Source organism: Bradyrhizobium sp. 170 (assembly GCF_023101085.1).
GTDB lineage: Bacteria > Pseudomonadota > Alphaproteobacteria > Rhizobiales > Xanthobacteraceae > Bradyrhizobium.
This window is the reverse complement of the sequence record NZ_CP064703.1, coordinates 7,499,488-7,514,770: the sequence shown is the minus strand read 5'-3', so window position 1 is coordinate 7,514,770 and position 15,283 is coordinate 7,499,488. Positions and strand designations below refer to the sequence as shown.

The following is a 15,283-nucleotide window of genomic DNA, read 5'->3' as shown; positions in this document are numbered from 1 at the left end:
TCGGATGACGGCGAAACGTGCCCGACCTAGCTGGGCGCGGGAATGTCGACGCCGTCAGTCGCATACTGCCGGATCTTATTCCGCATCGTGCGCACCGAAAGTCCGAGCACGCGGGCGGCGTGGGTGCGATTGCCGTGGCAGCGCGCCAGCGTCTGCAGCACGAGCTCGCGCTCGATCGCCTCGACCGTGGAGCCGATCAGCATCGGCACGATCTGGTGGGGTGAAAGGCCTTGAGATTCCGACAGCGGAATCTCGGGCACGGGAACACAGTCCGCGCCAAGGTACAGGTCGCCAAGATAATCCCGGGGCATCAACACCTCCCGATCAACGCTAGCCCCGAAACGCGGAGCTGAAGCATCAGGAATCAACGGCCCCCAAGCCGCAGAGGGAGGGTGGGCGCGTTTGGTTAATGAAAGGTTAATTGGCACGGAAAGGTTTTGACGGCGCTTTGTCACACCCTGAAGTATATGTTCAACAGCAGGCAGATAGACGGGTCAGCGCGGCCTCGCAGTTTCTCGTCGTCCCTGCGTTCGCGAGGGGCCCATGGCCACCGCTCTTCGTTGTTGATGGGATCCGCAGCTCCAACTCCATACCACCATCAGCGCAGCGTAGGATAGGTAGAGCGAAGCGAAACCCATCAATGCTCGCGCCAGATCCGTCGTGCTCTCGTTGTGAAGATGGCGGACCACGCTTCGCAAATCCGCCCTACGCTTCGCTAAGGCACCTTGGTGTAGCTCAGCTTGTCGAATTCCGGCGGCGGCGCAGCGCTCGCGGCGGCGGCCTGAACTGAGAAGGTGGTGTGAGTGGTGGCAGTTCTCTGCGGCACGACGACGGAGCCCACCATCGTATACGAGTAACCGGCATCTTCGGCCCAGCCCTTCGGCAGCAGATAGTAAACCTTGCCGGCCTCGACCGCGAAATTCGCGGAATGCGGTACGCCCGAAATCGCCCGGGTCCATGCCTCATTGGGCGAGCCGACGCTGTGCGGACCGGGCGCCAGCTCGACGGCCGTATACTTACCGGGCGGGAGCGACATCAGCGGTTTGTTGTCGACCTGAATGGGAAGCGCGAAAACGCTGGTGTGGAAGGTGTACGGGCGCCCGATATACACCGTTGCGTAGCCGGGCTTGGGCGGGACCGGGACAAAAAGTCCCCCTGCTGCAACTGTTTGATTGTGAATTGACGAACAGGCGGTGAGGAGATGGAGCGCCAGGCCAACAGCAAGCAAACGCACGGATCGCGCCGCCGCGACATTCAGAAATTTCACAAGGGCCCCTCGTCCCGAGAGACTGCGCGGGAAGTGCAGCTCTACGGCCGATATTTTGGCGCGAGCGATGCCTGCAAGTCAAGATAACCAGTGCGCGGCCTTGCACGCCTTGCGGTTGTTGCAGGAAACGGCGGATAATCCGGATTACCGACGTGCCCGCTGCCTACGGCTTCAGTGCCGCGACGCCGCGATCTCGATCGGACCATCGGATTGGGCAGACTTGAATCCCGGATATCGCTTCGCTCATCCGGGCTACGCTTGCTGGCGATTACGGACGAGGTAGGGGTTGCGTAGGGTGGGTTAGCGCAGCGTAACCCACCAATCGTCCAGCATCCTACGTGCTGTCACAACCAGCGCCGGAAGCGATCGCCGTGCAACGTTCGTGCAGCCAGGGCCGCTCTGCTGTTCTTTTTCCTTGAGGACGCCGGCGGCAACAAGCGCGGCACGGTCATCCGGGCAAAACTCGGATGATTTTCGATCCAACTCCTCGAGGCTAAGTGAAGTTACGAGAATGCAGGCACCCGTGCCGCGATGGCCTGTGATCTGCGCGATTGATTTGAGAATCAGCTTGTAAGCGCGTGTCGCCGTGATCTCGTAATCCCAGGGAGATTGCAGCCACCAATTGCCAGCGACGATGCGCGCGGCGGAGACGACGCCGACGTGGTAGGACGTCGTTTCGTCGCCAAAGCTCGTGGAAAACGCATAGCGCCAATTCCAGGCCTCGACCTTCATATCGAACGGAACAAGAAGATACTTGAACGAAGGCACATTTCCTTCGTCCGCTGTTCGCTGGATGAATCGGTCTGCCACCTTGGTGACCTCGAATTGCGTGGGCGTTGCGAGCAATTCGGATCCGAGCGGAAGGTCTAGAGCTTGCACAGAGACGGGGGCGGTGAGCACGCGCTGAAGCGCGCAAACCAGCGGTTGAACGAAGTCCGTGCGTTTCAAGTCTGACTGGATGTAGAGCACGACTTCCGCAGGCGCGATCGGCCGGGCAACCTCGCGCGGCTCCTCCTGCGCCAGCGCGCCCGACGTCCCAGCGAGTAAGAAGGAAAATATCAGATGGTGCAATCTGTACTTCAAAGGTGCGATACCGCTCGCCTCACATGCCTTGTTTTCGACCCTATATCGATATCAAGTTAGCGAGCAACCAAAGGGTGCAGAGACTTCACAGGTTGGTTAGCGAAGTGCAACCACCATGTTGAAGTAGGAAGCGAATGACGATTCCGCGCTCGCTCTTCGAGCTATTGCCGATTGCCGCAAACAAAAAGACCGGGCTACTCGCTAGGCTGATTTAAAGGCAATTGACGCCGCCATATGAAAAAGCCGGGCATTCGCCCGGCCTTTGCATTCGATGGATGCCGGAGTCAAGCCCGGGCATGACGCGGAGAGAGTTGGGCGCCTCACAACACCCGATTACTCTCCTTCACCTTCTCCGCATCGAGATACACACTGCTGCCCATCTCCTTGAACTTGGCGCTCATCGCCGCCATGCCATCCTCGATGGTGCCACTCACCGACATCCCCACACTCGCCGGATCGTTCAGCGTCGCCGCATAATCCCGCACGTCCTGGGTGATCTTCATCGAACAGAACTTCGGGCCGCACATCGAGCAGAAGTGGGCGACCTTGTGGGCTTCCTTCGGCAGCGTTTCGTCGTGGAAGCTTTTTGCGGTGTCCGGATCGAGGCCGAGGTTGAACTGGTCGGTCCAGCGGAAGTCGAACCTCGCACGTGAGAGCGCGTCGTCGCGGAGTTGCGCGGCGGGGTGGCCCTTGGCCAAGTCTGAGGCGTGGGCGGCGATCTTGTAGGTGATGACGCCGACCTTGACGTCGTTACGATCCGGGAGGCCGAGATGCTCCTTCGGCGTGACGTAGCAGAGCATGGCGCAGCCGAACCAGCCGATCATGGCGGCGCCGATGCCTGAGGTGATGTGGTCGTAGCCCGGCGCGATGTCTGTTGTCAGCGGGCCCAAGGTGTAGAACGGGGCTTCGCCGCACTCCTTGAGCTGCTTGTCCATGTTGATCTTGATCTTGTGCATCGGCACGTGGCCGGGGCCTTCGATCATCACCTGGCAGCCTTTTTCCCACGCGATCTTCGTCAGTTCGCCGAGCGTCTCCAGTTCGGCGAACTGCGCGCGGTCGTTGGCGTCCGCGATCGAGCCGGGGCGCAGGCCGTCGCCGAGCGAGAACGAGACGTCATACTTGCGCATGAGGTCGCAGATCTCGTCGAAGTGGGTGTAGAGGAAGCTTTCCTTGTGATGCGCCAGGCACCACTTCGCCATGATCGAGCCGCCGCGCGAGACGATGCCGGTGACGCGGTTGGCGGTGAGATGGATGTAGGGCAGGCGCACGCCGGCGTGGATCGTAAAATAGTCGACGCCCTGTTCGCACTGCTCAATCAGCGTGTCCTTGTAGAGCTCCCAGGTCAGTTTTACCGGATCGCCTTCGCACTTCTCCAGCGCCTGATAAATCGGAACGGTGCCGATCGGGATCGGCGCATTTCGAAGAATCCATTCGCGGGTGGTGTGGATGTTGCGGCCCGTCGAGAGGTCCATCACGGTGTCGGCGCCCCAGCGGATCGCCCACACCATCTTGTCGACTTCCTCTTCCACCGACGAAGTGACGGCGGAGTTGCCGATATTGGCGTTGATCTTGGTGAGGAAATTGCGGCCGATGATCATCGGCTCGAGTTCGGCGTGGTTGATGTTGCAGGGGATGATGGCGCGGCCGCGCGCGATCTCTGAGCGAACGAATTCCGGTGTGATGAAGGCGGGGACCTCGGCGCCAAAGCTTTCGCCGTCGGCCAACGCTGCCTCGGCGCGTTCAAGCTGTTGCTTGCGGCCGAGGTTTTCGCGCTCGGCGACGTAGATCATCTCCTTGGTGATGATGCCGGCGCGGGCGAATTCGAGCTGCGTGATCTTGTGGCCATCGAGGCCGCGCAGCGGCTTGTGGTGAGCGGTGAAGGCTTTTGCGGCGTGGGAAGCGCCGACATTGCCATTGTCTTCCGGCTTGATCTCGCGGCCCTGATATTCCTCGACGCCGCCGCGTTCCTTCACCCAGGCGAGGCGGTTGCGCGACAGGCCGGCGTTGACGTCGATGGTCACGGTCGGGTCGGTGTAGGGGCCCGAGGTGTCGTAGACCGGAAGGTTGGGCTCGCCGGCGCCTTCGCTCAAAATGATCTCGCGCAGGGGCACGCGCAGGTCGGGCGCGGTGTCAGGGGTCGCGAAGATCTTTCGCGACGAGAGAAGGGGGCCGGTGGTGACGGCGGGTAGGGTGGTGTCGGGATTGGAGCGGATGTTCATACTGTATCCTCCGTTGATTTCTCTAATTGGTTTCTCCGTCATTGCGAGCGCAGCGAAGCAATCCATCCCACCGAGCAAGCGGTGAGAATGGATTGCTTCGTCGCTTGCGCTCCTCGCAATGACGGCTGATGGTTTCGTAGACTTCTCACGCGGCCTCCGCACTCTGACCGAGCCATTGTCTGACCCGCGCGTCGGGATCAGCATTCTGGGTGACGTCACTGACGACGGCGATAGAGTCCGCCCCCGCCGCAAAAATCTCGGCTGATTGTTCGAACTTGATGCCGCCGATCGCGACCAGTGGGATGTCGCCGATGCGCTTCTTCCACTCGGTGATCTTTGGGATGCCCTGCGGCGCGAAGCGCATCGATTTCAGCGTGGTCGGAAAAATCGGGCCGAGCGCGATGTAGTCCGGCTTCGCTGCAAGCGCCGTCGCCAGTTCCTCGTCGTCATGGGTGGAGATGCCGAGCGTCAGTCCTGCCTTGCGGATTTCGCCAAGATCCGCGTCGGCGAGGTCTTCCTGACCGAGATGCAGATGCTTTGCGCCGGCGACGATCGCCGCGCGCCAGTAGTCATTGACCACGAGCTTGGCGTCCGTGCCCTTGATGGCCTCGAGCGCGTCGGTCACGATCTGCAGCGCCTCTGAGTCATTGAGGTCCTTGGCGCGCAACTGAATGGTGCCGGCGCCGAGCAGCGCCAGCCGCGCCACCCAGGCGACACTGTCGACCACGGGATAGAATTTATCAGGATACGGCATGCCAGAACGGTGTCCCGATCACAGGGGTTGAGGGCGAGGCGAAGTCGCGGGCTTCCATCAGGCCTGCTTCATAGGCGGTGCGGCCGGCTTCCACACCAAGGCGGAACGCATTGGCCATCACGACGGGATCGGCGGCCTTTGCGATCGCCGTGTTGAGCAGCACGGCGTCGTAGCCGAGTTCGAGGGCGTGCGCCGCATGCGACGGCGCGCCGAGGCCGGCGTCGACCACCAGCGTCACGTCGGGCATGCGCTCGCGCATCAGCTTCAGCGCGTCGCGGTTGGTGATTCCCTTGGCGCTTCCGATCGGCGCGGCCCACGGCATCACCACCTTGCATCCGGCGCCCACCAGCCGCATCGCGACCGAAAGGTCTTCGGTGCAGTAGGGAAACACTTCAAAGCCGTCCTTGATCAGGATGCCGGCGGCTTCGACCAGGCCGACCACGTCGGGCTGCAGCGTGTCGTTGTCGGCGATCACCTCCAGCTTGATCCAGGGCGTGGCGAATAGTTCGCGCGCCAGCTTTGCCGTCGTCACCGCATCGCGCACGCTGCGGCAGCCGGCGGTGTTCGGCAGCACCGTCACATCGAGCTCGCGGATCAGCGACCAGAACGCGTCGCCCGTCTTGCCGCCGGCGGCCTCGCGCCGCAGCGACACGGTCACGATATTGGCGCCGGACGCACGGATCGCATCCTGCATGATCGCGGGCGAGGGATAGAGCGCCGAGCCGATCAGCAGGCGGGAGGAGAAGGTTTTGCCGTAGAAGTTCAGCATGGTCACGGTGTCTCCTCAAACGATGCTGTCATCCCCACACCACCACTCGTCATCCCCGCGAAGGCGGGGATCCAGTACGCCGGGAAGCTTGCGATAGAACCGAAAAGCCGCGGCGTACTGGATCGCCCGGTCGTTACAGTAAAGACGCGCTTCGCGCTTTTGCCTGGCGATGACAGCGGAGTTTGCGGCGCGGCCGCTCCCTCGCCCCGCGCTTGCGGGGAGAGGGTTGGGGTGAGGAGCTCTCTCCGCGAGTGTGATCTATCGATGGACCTGTACCCCCTCACCCGGATCGCAAACGCGATCCGACCTCTCCCCGCAAGCGGGGCGAGGTTAAGAAGGAAAGAGCGCGCGCCCATCCTCACCCTCCCTGCCGTGGCGTGATGATCTCGATCTCGTCGCCGCTCTTCAGCACGGTCTCCGCCCAGCGGCTTTTCGGCAGCACGTCGTAATTCACGGCAATCGCGAAATGCGTGCCTTCGTATTCGAGCTCGCTTAGCAGCGAGTCGACGCTGGCAGAGGTGATCTCCCGCTGCTCCCCGTTGACGGTCACACGCATCGCATCACCTCATTGTCGATCGCGCCGCGCTGCACATAGCCAAGCGTCAGCTCGGCCAGCGCGGGGGCCAGCAGAAAACCGTGGCGATAGAGCCCGTTCACGGCGATCTTCCTGTCGACTGTGATCCGCGGCAGATTATCCGGGTAGGCGGGCCGCAAGCCCGAGCCGAACTCGACGATGCGCGCTTCGGCAAAGGCCGGATGCACGGCATAGGCCGCGCCCAACAGCTCCAGCGCCGAGCGGACGCTGACGCCGGTGTCCTCGGCCTCGATCGAGGTGGCGCCCAGCATGAATTTGTTGTCGCCGCGCGGAATGACATAGAGCGGCCAGCGCGGATGAATCAGCCGCACCGGGCGCGACAGCTCGACCTCGCTCGTCTCGACGATGATCATCTCGCCCTTGACGCCGCGCAATTCCGGTTGCTCGTCGCGCGCGGAGAGCCCGCGGCAGTCGATCACGATGCCGTCGAGGTCCTCGGCATCAGCATCGCAGTCGAACTTGATGGTGCCGCCGGCGGCTTCGATGCGGGCATGCAGTTCGGGAAGCACCTTTCGCGGCTCGACATGGCCTTCACCGGCATAGAACAGGCCATCGCGGAAACGGCCGTCCAGCGACGGTTCAAGGTCGCTCAACTCCCGCGCGTCGAGCCTGACATGGCCGGTGGTCAGCTTCGCAAAACGTTCGAAATCGGCGCGGTCGCGCGCATGCGCCACGACCAGCGATCCGTTGAACGGGGTTTTTGGAAAATGCTCGCGCCACAGATCGAGCGAGCGGATGCCGAGCCGGCCGATCACGGGCTCGGAGGCCTCGGCCTCGCACCAGGGCGCGAGCATGCCGCCGGCCCAGTGGCTGGTTGCGAGCGTCATATCGGCGTCACTGCGCTCATACAGCGTGACGGCATGGCCGGCCTGCGCGAACAGCAGCGCCTGCCATGCGCCGGCAATGCCCGCGCCGATGATGGAAACGGAGGAATCCCCCCGCGGATCTGACTTCTGGTACATCCCTGTCCCTTCGCCGGCATGACCCGGATCAGGTTCAAAGGGTCACCGCGGTCCAGCGCCTTTCGGCCCAAGCTTGCGGTATCTCAGCTCCTCATCGGAGCACCCCTCGGAACAGGGCTAATGTAGGCAGTTGGGCGGAGGTGTCAACGCGTCATAGCGGGAACTGCACCGCTGCCTTGCCCCGGACGCAGGCGCATTAGGCTGCGGTGGCCCTGCTGAGCCGGGGCCTGGACGGCTGGGGATGGGGTCCCGGTTCTGCGGAGCAGCGCTACCGGACGATGCTATGCATCGCCTAGGCTGCACCGCGCCTGGGACACGAGGTTTCAGCTACTTGGCAGCTACTTGACAGCTATTTGGCGGGCTGCATTGCGTTCGCGTCGGCGGGGATTCTCGCGATAATTTTCGGCGGCGCACTGCTCGCAAGCACCGGCACAAGCTGGACCGGCCGCTCCTGCCGCTGGCGCTTTGCGGCGTAGTAATAGCCGCTCGCATAATAACGCACGGCTCGGCTGTGGTCGCTGTTGGCGGCGCGGTAGGCGCCGGCGAGATATTTGATGCCCCAGGCGAGATTGGTGTCGGGATCGCGCAGGCCCGCGGCGTCGCCGGTGTAGCCGAGGCCGCGCGCGGTCGCGAGCTTGATCTGCATCAGCCCGATGGTGCCGCCGCGCCCGACGAGACCAGGATGATATTTGCTCTCGCGCACGATCACGCGGTGCACCAGCGCTTCCGGCACGTTGTTGGCGCTCGCATGGGTCGCGACCATGCTCTCATACTGCGCGCGGCTCTGCGCCATCGCATCGGGCGAAACGAACAGCGCGGCGGTGGCGGCGAGCCAGACGAATTTCGGAAAACTTTTCATAAAAAACAATCTCGGCGGATGGACGCGTGAACGATTGGTTCCTCCGGTTAGTTCCATCAGCGGGCCAAGATGTGGCGAAAAACGGACGACATCGCGGCGAGATGTCTGCGGCTAATGCACGTGTTAACGAATTCAGTCAGCGTGACGCTAACGTTGTGCGTGCGATGCATCGCTTCCGTCGACGCGAATCTGCGTCATGCGGACGCGCAAGAATGTCGTGCAAAAGACGCAGTCAAGGTGTAAAGAAGACGCTGCGACAAAAACCAATTCTTTCCGACAGCAAACCTGTCTCATTCAACGACATTTAAAAAAGCGAGACGTCGTTACGACGTCCGAAGTCTAGGGAGATGCGTCATGGCTCGAGTCGATTCCGGCTATTTACCGCACGGAAATCCCTGTGCTCAATGCGGCAAGCCGATTGCGAGACCCGATTGGGTCGAGAGCAGTCCGGGCCGCACGTCGTTCCTCTGGTTCTGCCGTGCCTGCGATTATCGCTTTGAAGCGATCGCGATCTATGAAGAGGCGCATCCGGACGCGCTGGCCGCCTGACGCCGCTGAAATCATCCTCTAGGCCGCGGAGCGTTCGCCTGGCTGTCGAACAGGGAGGCGCATCCGAACAACCAGTCCATGCGGCTGCCGGTCGTGCAGCGACAGCGTGCCGCCATGGGCTGTTGCGATCGCGTTCGTGATCGAAAGGCCAAGGCCGAACCCCGCCGCCTCATCCATGTTACGGGCCTCGTCGCCGCGCACGAACGGCTCCAGCATGTTCTGCTTCAGCGCATCCGAAATGCCGGGGCCGTCGTCTTCGACCTCGATGGTGAGCTGATCCCCCGAGACGCGAAGGCGGATCACGGCCTCCGCGCCGAATCTGACGGCATTCTCCACCAAATTGGTGACGGCGCGGTGCAAATCGTCCGGCCGCACCGTGGCCATGGCATGTGCGGGGCCGTCATAGACGACCTTGCGTCCCATGTCGCCGAACTGGTCGGTGATGAGTTGCAGCGTGCTGGCGACGTCGGCCAGCGTCATGGCCTCTGACCTGCGGCCGTTGCGCAGGAACGACAGCACGGACTCAAGCATCGCGCGCATCTGATCGAGATCGCTTAGCATGCGGCTGCGATGGGTCTCGTCCTCGATGAATTCGGAGCGAAGACGCATTCTTGTAATCGGCGTGCGCAGATCGTGGCTGATCGCGGCGAGCATTTTGGTGCGGTCGTCGATCAGGCCGGTGATGCGCTCGCGCATCCGATTGAGCGCGCGCGCGACCGAGCGGATCTCCTCCGGCCCGCGTTCGGGGAGCGGCGCCGCGGCGCCGTTGAGGCTAAAACTCTCGGCGGCTTTGGCGAATGACGACAGGGGCGCGGTCAACGCCCGCGCCGCCCACAGGCCGAGCAGGGTGACGCTGATGACGGCAAACAGCAGCGTCATCATCCAGGGGCCGCCGAGAAACGGCGGCCGCGGCCGGTCCGGCAGGACGTTGGCCGAAATCATCATGCCGTCAGGCAAGCCGATGCCGATCTTGCGGGGCTCGCCGCCGCTCGCAATCTGGAAGATGCGATAATCATGACCGAGGCGCCGCTGCAGGCCGCGCGGGTTGAACCCGCCGGCTTCGGCCGCTGCAGGCAGCGGCCCCGGCGGCAGGATCTCGATGCCGAGCTGCGGAAAGGCGCGCGCGATGTCGGCGGACAGCCGCGGCCGTTCCGGCGCGGGCGCTGTGCCGAGCAACTGCACCGCCGTGACAAGCTGGCCGTGGCCGCGGTCGGATGACGTCTCCGGCTGGTCGGGCCGGTGCAGCAGGAAGCTCGCGGTGATGATCAGATGAAGGGCCGCAATCGAGACGACGACGAGGGCTGCGATCTGGCCGCTTATGCCGCGCAGGTTCAGGAGGCCCGACAGCTTCATGATCAGTGGCCGGCGGCGGTCACCGCCTCGACGCTGATGGCTTCAACTTTCGGGGTGAACATGTAGCCGCCGGAGCGCACCGTCTTGATCATGGTGGCGGCTTGCGGATCGGGTTCGATCTTGCGGCGGATGCGGCTGACCAGCACGTCGATCGAGCGCTCGAACGAGCCGGCGTTGCGGCCCTGCGTGAGGTCGAGCAGGCTGTCGCGCGACAGCACGCGGCCGGGCCGCTCGCAGAAGGTTCGCAGCAGATCGAACTCGGCGCTGGTCATTGCGACGCGCGCGCCCTCCGGATTGCGCAATTCGCGCAGCCGGAGGTCGATCCGCCAGCCCGCAAACACCAACGCCGTCGCGCCCTCGGTGGCGCTGGCGGTGTAGGCCAAGGCCTGCCGGCGCAGCACCGCGTTGATCCGGGCCAGCAATTCGCGCGGGTTGAACGGTTTGGCGAGATAGTCGTCGGCGCCCATCTCCAAGCCGAGGATGCGATCGATGTCCTCGCCGCGCGCGGTCAGCATGATGATCGGGGTCTGCGACTCGGCGCGCACCTTGCGGCAGAGCGTGAGGCCGTCCTCGCCGGGCAGCATGACGTCGAGGATCAGAAGGTCGACCCTGCGGTCGGTCATGGCGCGGGCCATCTCACGGCCGTCGGCTGCGGTGGTGACGTTGCAGGCGTTGTTGCGCAGGTATTTTGCGATCAGCGACCGTGTCTCGCGATCGTCCTCAACGACAAGGATGTTGGGTATTGCCTGCGCCATGTCGATCTTTTGTCGGTGATTCGGGCCTGCGCGCGAAGGATTTTTGTTTCCGGATGTTTCCGGATGACTCGGAGCAACATCGGGCAACAGGTCCGGGGGCAGGCGAAAAGACCTCGTTAAGGTCGTTAACCCTACGGTCGTGACGTCATTTACGAACGCTCGGAGCTATCATGACCTCGATCTCGGCGGCCTCGGCCCAAACCTACCAGTCGCCTCTTCAGAAGTTGCAGGATGAGTTGCTGTCCGAAGTAAAATCCGGCGCCATCAAGTCGTCCGACCAGGACGCATTGTCGGCGGCCCTGACCGATATCGATTCCGCGATGCAGGCGAGCCGCGCCAGCGACCAGGCCAGCGGAACGCGACCGTCGCCCGACCAGCTCAAGTCGAAGATCGACGATCTGATCGCCGGCGAAGTTTCAAGCGGCAAGCTGACCAGCGACCAGGCCACCGAACTGCAGGGCATCTTCAAGGCGGCCTTCGCCAACGGCCCCGGCGGAGCTGGCGGGCCCGGCGGCCCGGGCGGCGCCGGCGGTCCCCCTCCGGGTGGTCCCGGCGGTCCGCCGCCTGCGGATGGCGCATCCTCGAGCGACGATACTTCGTCGAGCACGAATTCGATCGACGACATTCTCAAGCAGTTCCTGCAATCGCTGCAGGATCAGCTGTCGGCTTCATCATCGACGAGCTACGGTGCGACCGGCAGTTCGAGCACATCGAGCAGTGCTTCCTTCTCGGCGTTGCTGATCGACTATCACAGCTGAGCGCGCGCTTCGCGCTTTCGCGCGAAGCGGATAAAGCGACGCAGCAGCCATCCTTTCCGAAAAAGGGAAGGATGGCTGTCTCATTTCCGGCAGTGGGAACCGGGCGGCGATTGTGACGTTGGTTTCCCTACAGGATGTGTGGAGAGGTCCAATGGCAAGCGACGTCATGGCCAAGCCGCATCAGTTGATCGCGAGCGACCGCGTCGAGGGGACCGCGGTGCGCCGGCCGAACGGAGACATGATCGGCCATATCGAACGGCTGATGATCGACAAGGTCACCGGTAAAGTATCCTATGCAATACTGAGTTTCGGCGGGTTTCTGGGCATCGGGGCCAATCTGATTCCGTTGCCCTGGGGACGGCTTCGCTACAACATGAAGTTCGAAGCCTACGAACTCGACATCGACGATGAAGAGTTGAAGCGCGCCCCGTCATTCCGTGCGGACAAGGATTTCGACTGGGGCGATCGCGCAAAGGAGGCCGAGCTGCATCGCTATTACGGCATGCCGCCTTACTGGGGCGGCTTTTGATGCAGTGTCGCACCGCCGTGTTCCACGCGAAACATGTGGAACACTTGTTGAAGTGCCGGGTTTTCTCGTAGCGTTTCTGAAATGAGGAGAACGGATATGTTAACCAAAACTGCCGTTGCCGGCCTCGCGGCTTCCGCGCTGCTGGCGAGTGTAGCGTTCGCGCAAAGTCCTTCGGCAACGACTGACCGCGCCACCACCGCCGCGCCTGCGGCTGCGTCCGATACCTCGTCGTTCAAGGGTAACTGGCGGACCTCGAAGCTGGTCGGCCTGAACGTGTACAACGACAGCAACGAAAGCCTCGGATCGATCAACGATCTCCTGGCCGACAAGAGCGGCGACATCAAAGCCGTGGTGATCGGCGTCGGCGGCTTCCTCGGCGTCGGCGAGCATCTCGTTGCGGTGCCCATCGACAAGGTGAAGTTCGTCGAGGAGCCGATTGCCTATACCAGCACCTCGAGCGCGCCCGCCACCGGTGGCGCAAGGCCTACGACAGGCACGGGTACGACCGGTGCTGCGACGACCGCGGCTCCTGCGCCCAAGAAGAATCCGTGGTATCCGGATCACGCCATGCTCAGTGCGACAAAGGATCAGCTGAAGGCGATGCCTGAGTTCAAGTACTCGACCGAATAAGGCATCGGTCTGAACGACCAGGCTTCCTCAAAATGGCCGGACGGCGTGATGCCGCCCGGCCATTTGATTTTGAAAATGCCCCTTCGCGCAATGGTGCAGCGCATCCTATCAGCCTACGCGTCCCGATGTTAGGTTGTATCGCGGCAGGAGCATTTGCATCCTGCCAGACATCAACGGAGGACGACATGGCGGAGAGCGTCTACAAGGTCATCGAGCTGATCGGCACCAGCAAGGATTCCTGGGAGAAGGCCGCGGCTGCCGCGGTCAGCCGCGCCGGAAAATCGTTACGCGATCTCAGAGTCGCCGAGGTCGTGAAGCTCGATCTGCAACTGGACGCCAAAGGCGAGGTCGAGGCCTATCGCGCCAAGGTGAACGTCTCGTTCAAGTTCGAGGATTGATCGCGTTTCATGAGTAGGGTGGGCAAAGGCGCGCAGGCGCCGTGCCCGCCATTTCCTTGAACAGGAAGATGGTGGACAGGAAGATGGTGGGCACGCTTGCGCTTTGCCCCCTACGGATCTCGAATTGCATCACAGCGCCGGCAGCGCGGTCACATAGACGTTGATTGCACCTTCGGCCTCCGCGATCACGCGCAGCGTTTTGGAATCGAAGGCGATGTCGGCGAGCCGCAGCTTGCTGATCTCAGCCGAGACCCGCAGGCCGTCCTCGTTCTTCTGGAAATCGGCGATCACTGCCGCAATCTTTCTTTGAGCGTTGCTTGCGAACGGCTTGAGGTCGACGGTCGCCTTTTCCGCCAGCGTCTTCTGCAAATGCGGGATGGCGGCGCGCGCCGCGGCGCCCAGCAGCCCGAAGGCGGCCTCCGACTCGACGGCGAGCTCGATATCGGTCAGCCGCAGCGTCTGCTCGGCCTGATCGAGCACGGGCCTGCCCCAGATATGCACATTGGCCTCGCCGCCGAGGCCGAGGAAGCTCTTCTTTTCCTTGGCGCTCACCAGCAGCGAAATCAGCAGGCGGTTGCCCGACGCCGCGACGCTGGCGCGCTTGACGGTGACGTCGACCGAGCCGGACCCATCTTCCGGAAAAGTCTTTCCGGCGAACTGCGCTTCCACGATTCTGTTGAGTTCGGTGAAGGGCATGTCGATGGGAACGGCGATCGCGACCCGTCCCGGCGTCGGCGGCACGATGACGATCTCGGCGGGAAACGGGCAGGACGGCTTGGTCTCGGCCGGCGTGATGCGGGTCTCCGCCTCGATGCCGAGCGTCAGCGTGAGGTTCGAAGCATCGACGCGCGGCTGCGCGGCAATCGCCCGTATGGGGCGCAATTCCAGCCACAGCGCCGGCATCGTCGAACCGGCCGTCGTGCCCTGCAGCGGGATCGAGCGGCAGGCCTTGGCCCACTGCGCCCGCGCATTCTGTTCGAAGGTCGGATCGTTGCGCATGCGCGCCTGCACCAGCGCGATTTGCTCGGCGACATTCTTGTCGATCAACGGCTTCACCTGCGCAGGCACGTTGACGCGGGCGCCGGCCACGGCAAGGCTGGTATCGCCGAGATTGACCTGCGCCGCCAAATTCGGCTCGATGCGCCAGTTCGCGGCGATCTTCGGCCGCGCTGATATGGTGACGTTGCCCTTGATCTCGGCGCTGGCGTTGAGGTTCTTGATGTTCACGCTGCCGATTTGTTTCGCGACGTTGCCGCCGAGCAGGCCGCCGAGCGCGTCGCCGACCGCACCCGTCGCCTTCGCCGACAGCGAGCCTGTGACGTTGAGTGTTCCCGTCAGCGGCGTCGCCATCGACAGCACATCCTGCGCGCCGGTAGCAACGATCGGCCCGCGCGAGGCGGTCCAGCCGATATCGGCATTCTGCAGGATCTGCGATATCGGATTGTCGGCCTTGCCGGTGAAGTTGCGCGGCGCGCCGCGATCGGCGGCGTCGCGGATCGCCGACAGCGCAACCGCAATCGGCGCCATCACGGTGGATGCGCGCGGCGCCGGCGGCAGCGGCGGCAATTGGGCAAGCGCGGGCGGCCGGTTCGTGGCGCGCGGCGCGACGAAGTCCATCACCTTCAGGCTGGCCACAAACGAGACGATGAGGACCGCGAGTGCGATCGAAATCGTCTTCAGATGCATCGGCAGACGCATCGTCCCCCCGAACCCCAAATGAATCGCCCCATGAGATTTTACAGGGAAGGGGAGAGTAGCGCCAGTGCGGGGGTCCCGGATGCCGCCTCCGGCGCGCGTCCCAGG

Annotated in this window: 17 protein-coding genes and 1 riboswitch; of the genes, 5 read left to right on the top strand and 12 right to left on the bottom strand. The window is 63.2% G+C overall.

Annotated elements, in window-relative coordinates:
* Window positions 1-26: 26 nt before the first annotated feature.
* From IVB05_RS35020 to IVB05_RS34980, 9 genes are all read right to left on the bottom strand, one after another.
* Complete coding sequence (locus tag IVB05_RS35020; RefSeq protein ID WP_247780535.1) at window positions 27-311, bottom strand: helix-turn-helix domain-containing protein; 285 nt, start codon at window positions 309-311, stop codon at window positions 27-29.
* A 404-nt stretch (window positions 312-715) separates the two neighbouring features.
* Entirely contained in the window at window positions 716-1,111 is a 396-nt protein-coding gene (locus IVB05_RS35015; protein ID WP_247780534.1) for a DUF2846 domain-containing protein, read from the bottom strand.
* Window positions 1,112-1,567: 456 nt separating this feature from the next.
* A complete protein-coding gene (locus IVB05_RS35010; RefSeq protein ID WP_247780533.1) occupies window positions 1,568-2,338 on the bottom strand; it encodes a hypothetical protein in 771 nt (256 codons plus the stop codon).
* Window positions 2,339-2,670: 332 nt separating this feature from the next.
* Window positions 2,671-4,569, bottom strand: coding sequence for a phosphomethylpyrimidine synthase ThiC (thiC, locus tag IVB05_RS35005; RefSeq protein WP_247780532.1), 1,899 nt, complete (start codon window positions 4,567-4,569; stop codon window positions 2,671-2,673).
* A 145-nt stretch (window positions 4,570-4,714) separates the two neighbouring features.
* Window positions 4,715-5,323, bottom strand: coding sequence for a thiamine phosphate synthase (locus IVB05_RS35000; RefSeq protein ID WP_247780531.1), 609 nt, complete (start codon window positions 5,321-5,323; stop codon window positions 4,715-4,717).
* Window positions 5,310-6,092, bottom strand: a complete 783-nt coding sequence (locus tag IVB05_RS34995) for a thiazole synthase (RefSeq protein WP_247787240.1) — start codon at window positions 6,090-6,092, stop codon at window positions 5,310-5,312. Before IVB05_RS34995 ends, IVB05_RS35000 begins: the two co-directional genes overlap by 14 nt.
* 358 nt (window positions 6,093-6,450) lie before the next feature.
* On the bottom strand, window positions 6,451-6,648 hold the full coding sequence (thiS, locus tag IVB05_RS34990) for a sulfur carrier protein ThiS (protein ID WP_247780530.1): 198 nt from the start codon (window positions 6,646-6,648) through the stop codon (window positions 6,451-6,453).
* Window positions 6,639-7,649 carry an FAD-dependent oxidoreductase gene (locus IVB05_RS34985; RefSeq protein WP_247780529.1) on the bottom strand — a complete coding sequence of 337 codons (1,011 nt, stop codon included), beginning with the start codon at window positions 7,647-7,649 and terminating at the stop codon, window positions 6,639-6,641. Before IVB05_RS34985 ends, thiS begins: the two co-directional genes overlap by 10 nt.
* Window positions 7,637-7,766: riboswitch (TPP riboswitch) on the bottom strand. Its footprint overlaps the gene before it by 13 nt.
* 232 nt (window positions 7,767-7,998) lie before the next feature.
* Window positions 7,999-8,442 (bottom strand): transglycosylase SLT domain-containing protein, encoded by a 444-nt coding sequence (locus IVB05_RS34980; RefSeq protein WP_247787238.1) that lies wholly within the window; start codon window positions 8,440-8,442, stop codon window positions 7,999-8,001.
* 420 nt (window positions 8,443-8,862) lie between these two features.
* Between IVB05_RS34980 and IVB05_RS34975 the strand changes: the two genes are divergently transcribed.
* On the top strand, window positions 8,863-9,057 hold the full coding sequence (locus tag IVB05_RS34975) for a hypothetical protein (protein WP_247780528.1): 195 nt from the start codon (window positions 8,863-8,865) through the stop codon (window positions 9,055-9,057).
* Window positions 9,058-9,075: 18 nt separating this feature from the next.
* Here IVB05_RS34975 and IVB05_RS34970 read toward each other — a convergent pair whose 3' ends face one another.
* Window positions 9,076-10,410 (bottom strand): ATP-binding protein, encoded by a 1,335-nt coding sequence (locus IVB05_RS34970; RefSeq protein WP_247780527.1) that lies wholly within the window; start codon window positions 10,408-10,410, stop codon window positions 9,076-9,078.
* A gap of 2 nt (window positions 10,411-10,412) precedes the next feature.
* The gene (locus tag IVB05_RS34965) at window positions 10,413-11,165 is read right to left on the bottom strand and encodes a response regulator (protein WP_247780526.1); all 753 of its coding nucleotides are present in this window, start codon (window positions 11,163-11,165) and stop codon (window positions 10,413-10,415) included.
* Between the two features lie 170 nt (window positions 11,166-11,335).
* On the opposite strand from IVB05_RS34965, the gene IVB05_RS34960 reads away from it, so the two are divergent.
* The 4 genes from IVB05_RS34960 (at window position 11,336) to IVB05_RS34945 (ending at window position 13,480) form a co-directional block, all read left to right on the top strand.
* Window positions 11,336-11,923 carry a hypothetical protein gene (locus tag IVB05_RS34960; RefSeq protein ID WP_247780525.1) on the top strand — a complete coding sequence of 196 codons (588 nt, stop codon included), beginning with the start codon at window positions 11,336-11,338 and terminating at the stop codon, window positions 11,921-11,923.
* Between the two features lie 151 nt (window positions 11,924-12,074).
* Window positions 12,075-12,452, top strand: a complete 378-nt coding sequence (locus IVB05_RS34955; RefSeq protein WP_247780524.1) for a PRC-barrel domain-containing protein — start codon at window positions 12,075-12,077, stop codon at window positions 12,450-12,452.
* A gap of 96 nt (window positions 12,453-12,548) precedes the next feature.
* Window positions 12,549-13,082, top strand: a complete 534-nt coding sequence (locus IVB05_RS34950) for a PRC-barrel domain-containing protein (protein ID WP_247780523.1) — start codon at window positions 12,549-12,551, stop codon at window positions 13,080-13,082.
* A 185-nt stretch (window positions 13,083-13,267) separates the two neighbouring features.
* Complete coding sequence (locus tag IVB05_RS34945; protein ID WP_247519119.1) at window positions 13,268-13,480, top strand: dodecin domain-containing protein; 213 nt, start codon at window positions 13,268-13,270, stop codon at window positions 13,478-13,480.
* Between the two features lie 129 nt (window positions 13,481-13,609).
* Here the strand turns inward: IVB05_RS34945 and IVB05_RS34940 are convergent, their stop codons facing one another.
* Entirely contained in the window at window positions 13,610-15,178 is a 1,569-nt protein-coding gene (locus IVB05_RS34940; protein ID WP_247780522.1) for a DUF4403 family protein, read from the bottom strand.
* Window positions 15,179-15,283: the final 105 nt, after the last annotated feature.

Bases quoted from the DNA above. Each gene is read 5' to 3' on its own strand.
- IVB05_RS35020 (WP_247780535.1), bottom strand. From the start codon at position 311: ATGCCCCGGGATTATCTTGGCGACCTGTACCTTGGCGCGGACTGTGTT.
- thiC (WP_247780532.1), bottom strand. From the start codon at position 4,569: ATGAACATCCGCTCCAATCCCGACACCACCCTACCCGCCGTCACCACC.
- IVB05_RS35000 (WP_247780531.1), bottom strand. From the start codon at position 5,323: ATGCCGTATCCTGATAAATTCTATCCCGTGGTCGACAGTGTCGCCTGG.
- IVB05_RS34995 (WP_247787240.1), bottom strand. From the start codon at position 6,092: ATGCTGAACTTCTACGGCAAAACCTTCTCCTCCCGCCTGCTGATCGGC.
- thiS (WP_247780530.1), bottom strand. From the start codon at position 6,648: ATGCGTGTGACCGTCAACGGGGAGCAGCGGGAGATCACCTCTGCCAGC.
- IVB05_RS34985 (WP_247780529.1), bottom strand. From the start codon at position 7,649: ATGTACCAGAAGTCAGATCCGCGGGGGGATTCCTCCGTTTCCATCATC.
- IVB05_RS34980 (WP_247787238.1), bottom strand. From the start codon at position 8,442: ATGGCGCAGAGCCGCGCGCAGTATGAGAGCATGGTCGCGACCCATGCG.
- IVB05_RS34975 (WP_247780528.1), top strand. From the start codon at position 8,863: ATGGCTCGAGTCGATTCCGGCTATTTACCGCACGGAAATCCCTGTGCT.
- IVB05_RS34970 (WP_247780527.1), bottom strand. From the start codon at position 10,410: ATGAAGCTGTCGGGCCTCCTGAACCTGCGCGGCATAAGCGGCCAGATC.
- IVB05_RS34965 (WP_247780526.1), bottom strand. From the start codon at position 11,165: ATGGCGCAGGCAATACCCAACATCCTTGTCGTTGAGGACGATCGCGAG.
- IVB05_RS34960 (WP_247780525.1), top strand. From the start codon at position 11,336: ATGACCTCGATCTCGGCGGCCTCGGCCCAAACCTACCAGTCGCCTCTT.
- IVB05_RS34955 (WP_247780524.1), top strand. From the start codon at position 12,075: ATGGCAAGCGACGTCATGGCCAAGCCGCATCAGTTGATCGCGAGCGAC.
- IVB05_RS34950 (WP_247780523.1), top strand. From the start codon at position 12,549: ATGTTAACCAAAACTGCCGTTGCCGGCCTCGCGGCTTCCGCGCTGCTG.
- IVB05_RS34945 (WP_247519119.1), top strand. From the start codon at position 13,268: ATGGCGGAGAGCGTCTACAAGGTCATCGAGCTGATCGGCACCAGCAAG.
- IVB05_RS34940 (WP_247780522.1), bottom strand. From the start codon at position 15,178: ATGCGTCTGCCGATGCATCTGAAGACGATTTCGATCGCACTCGCGGTC.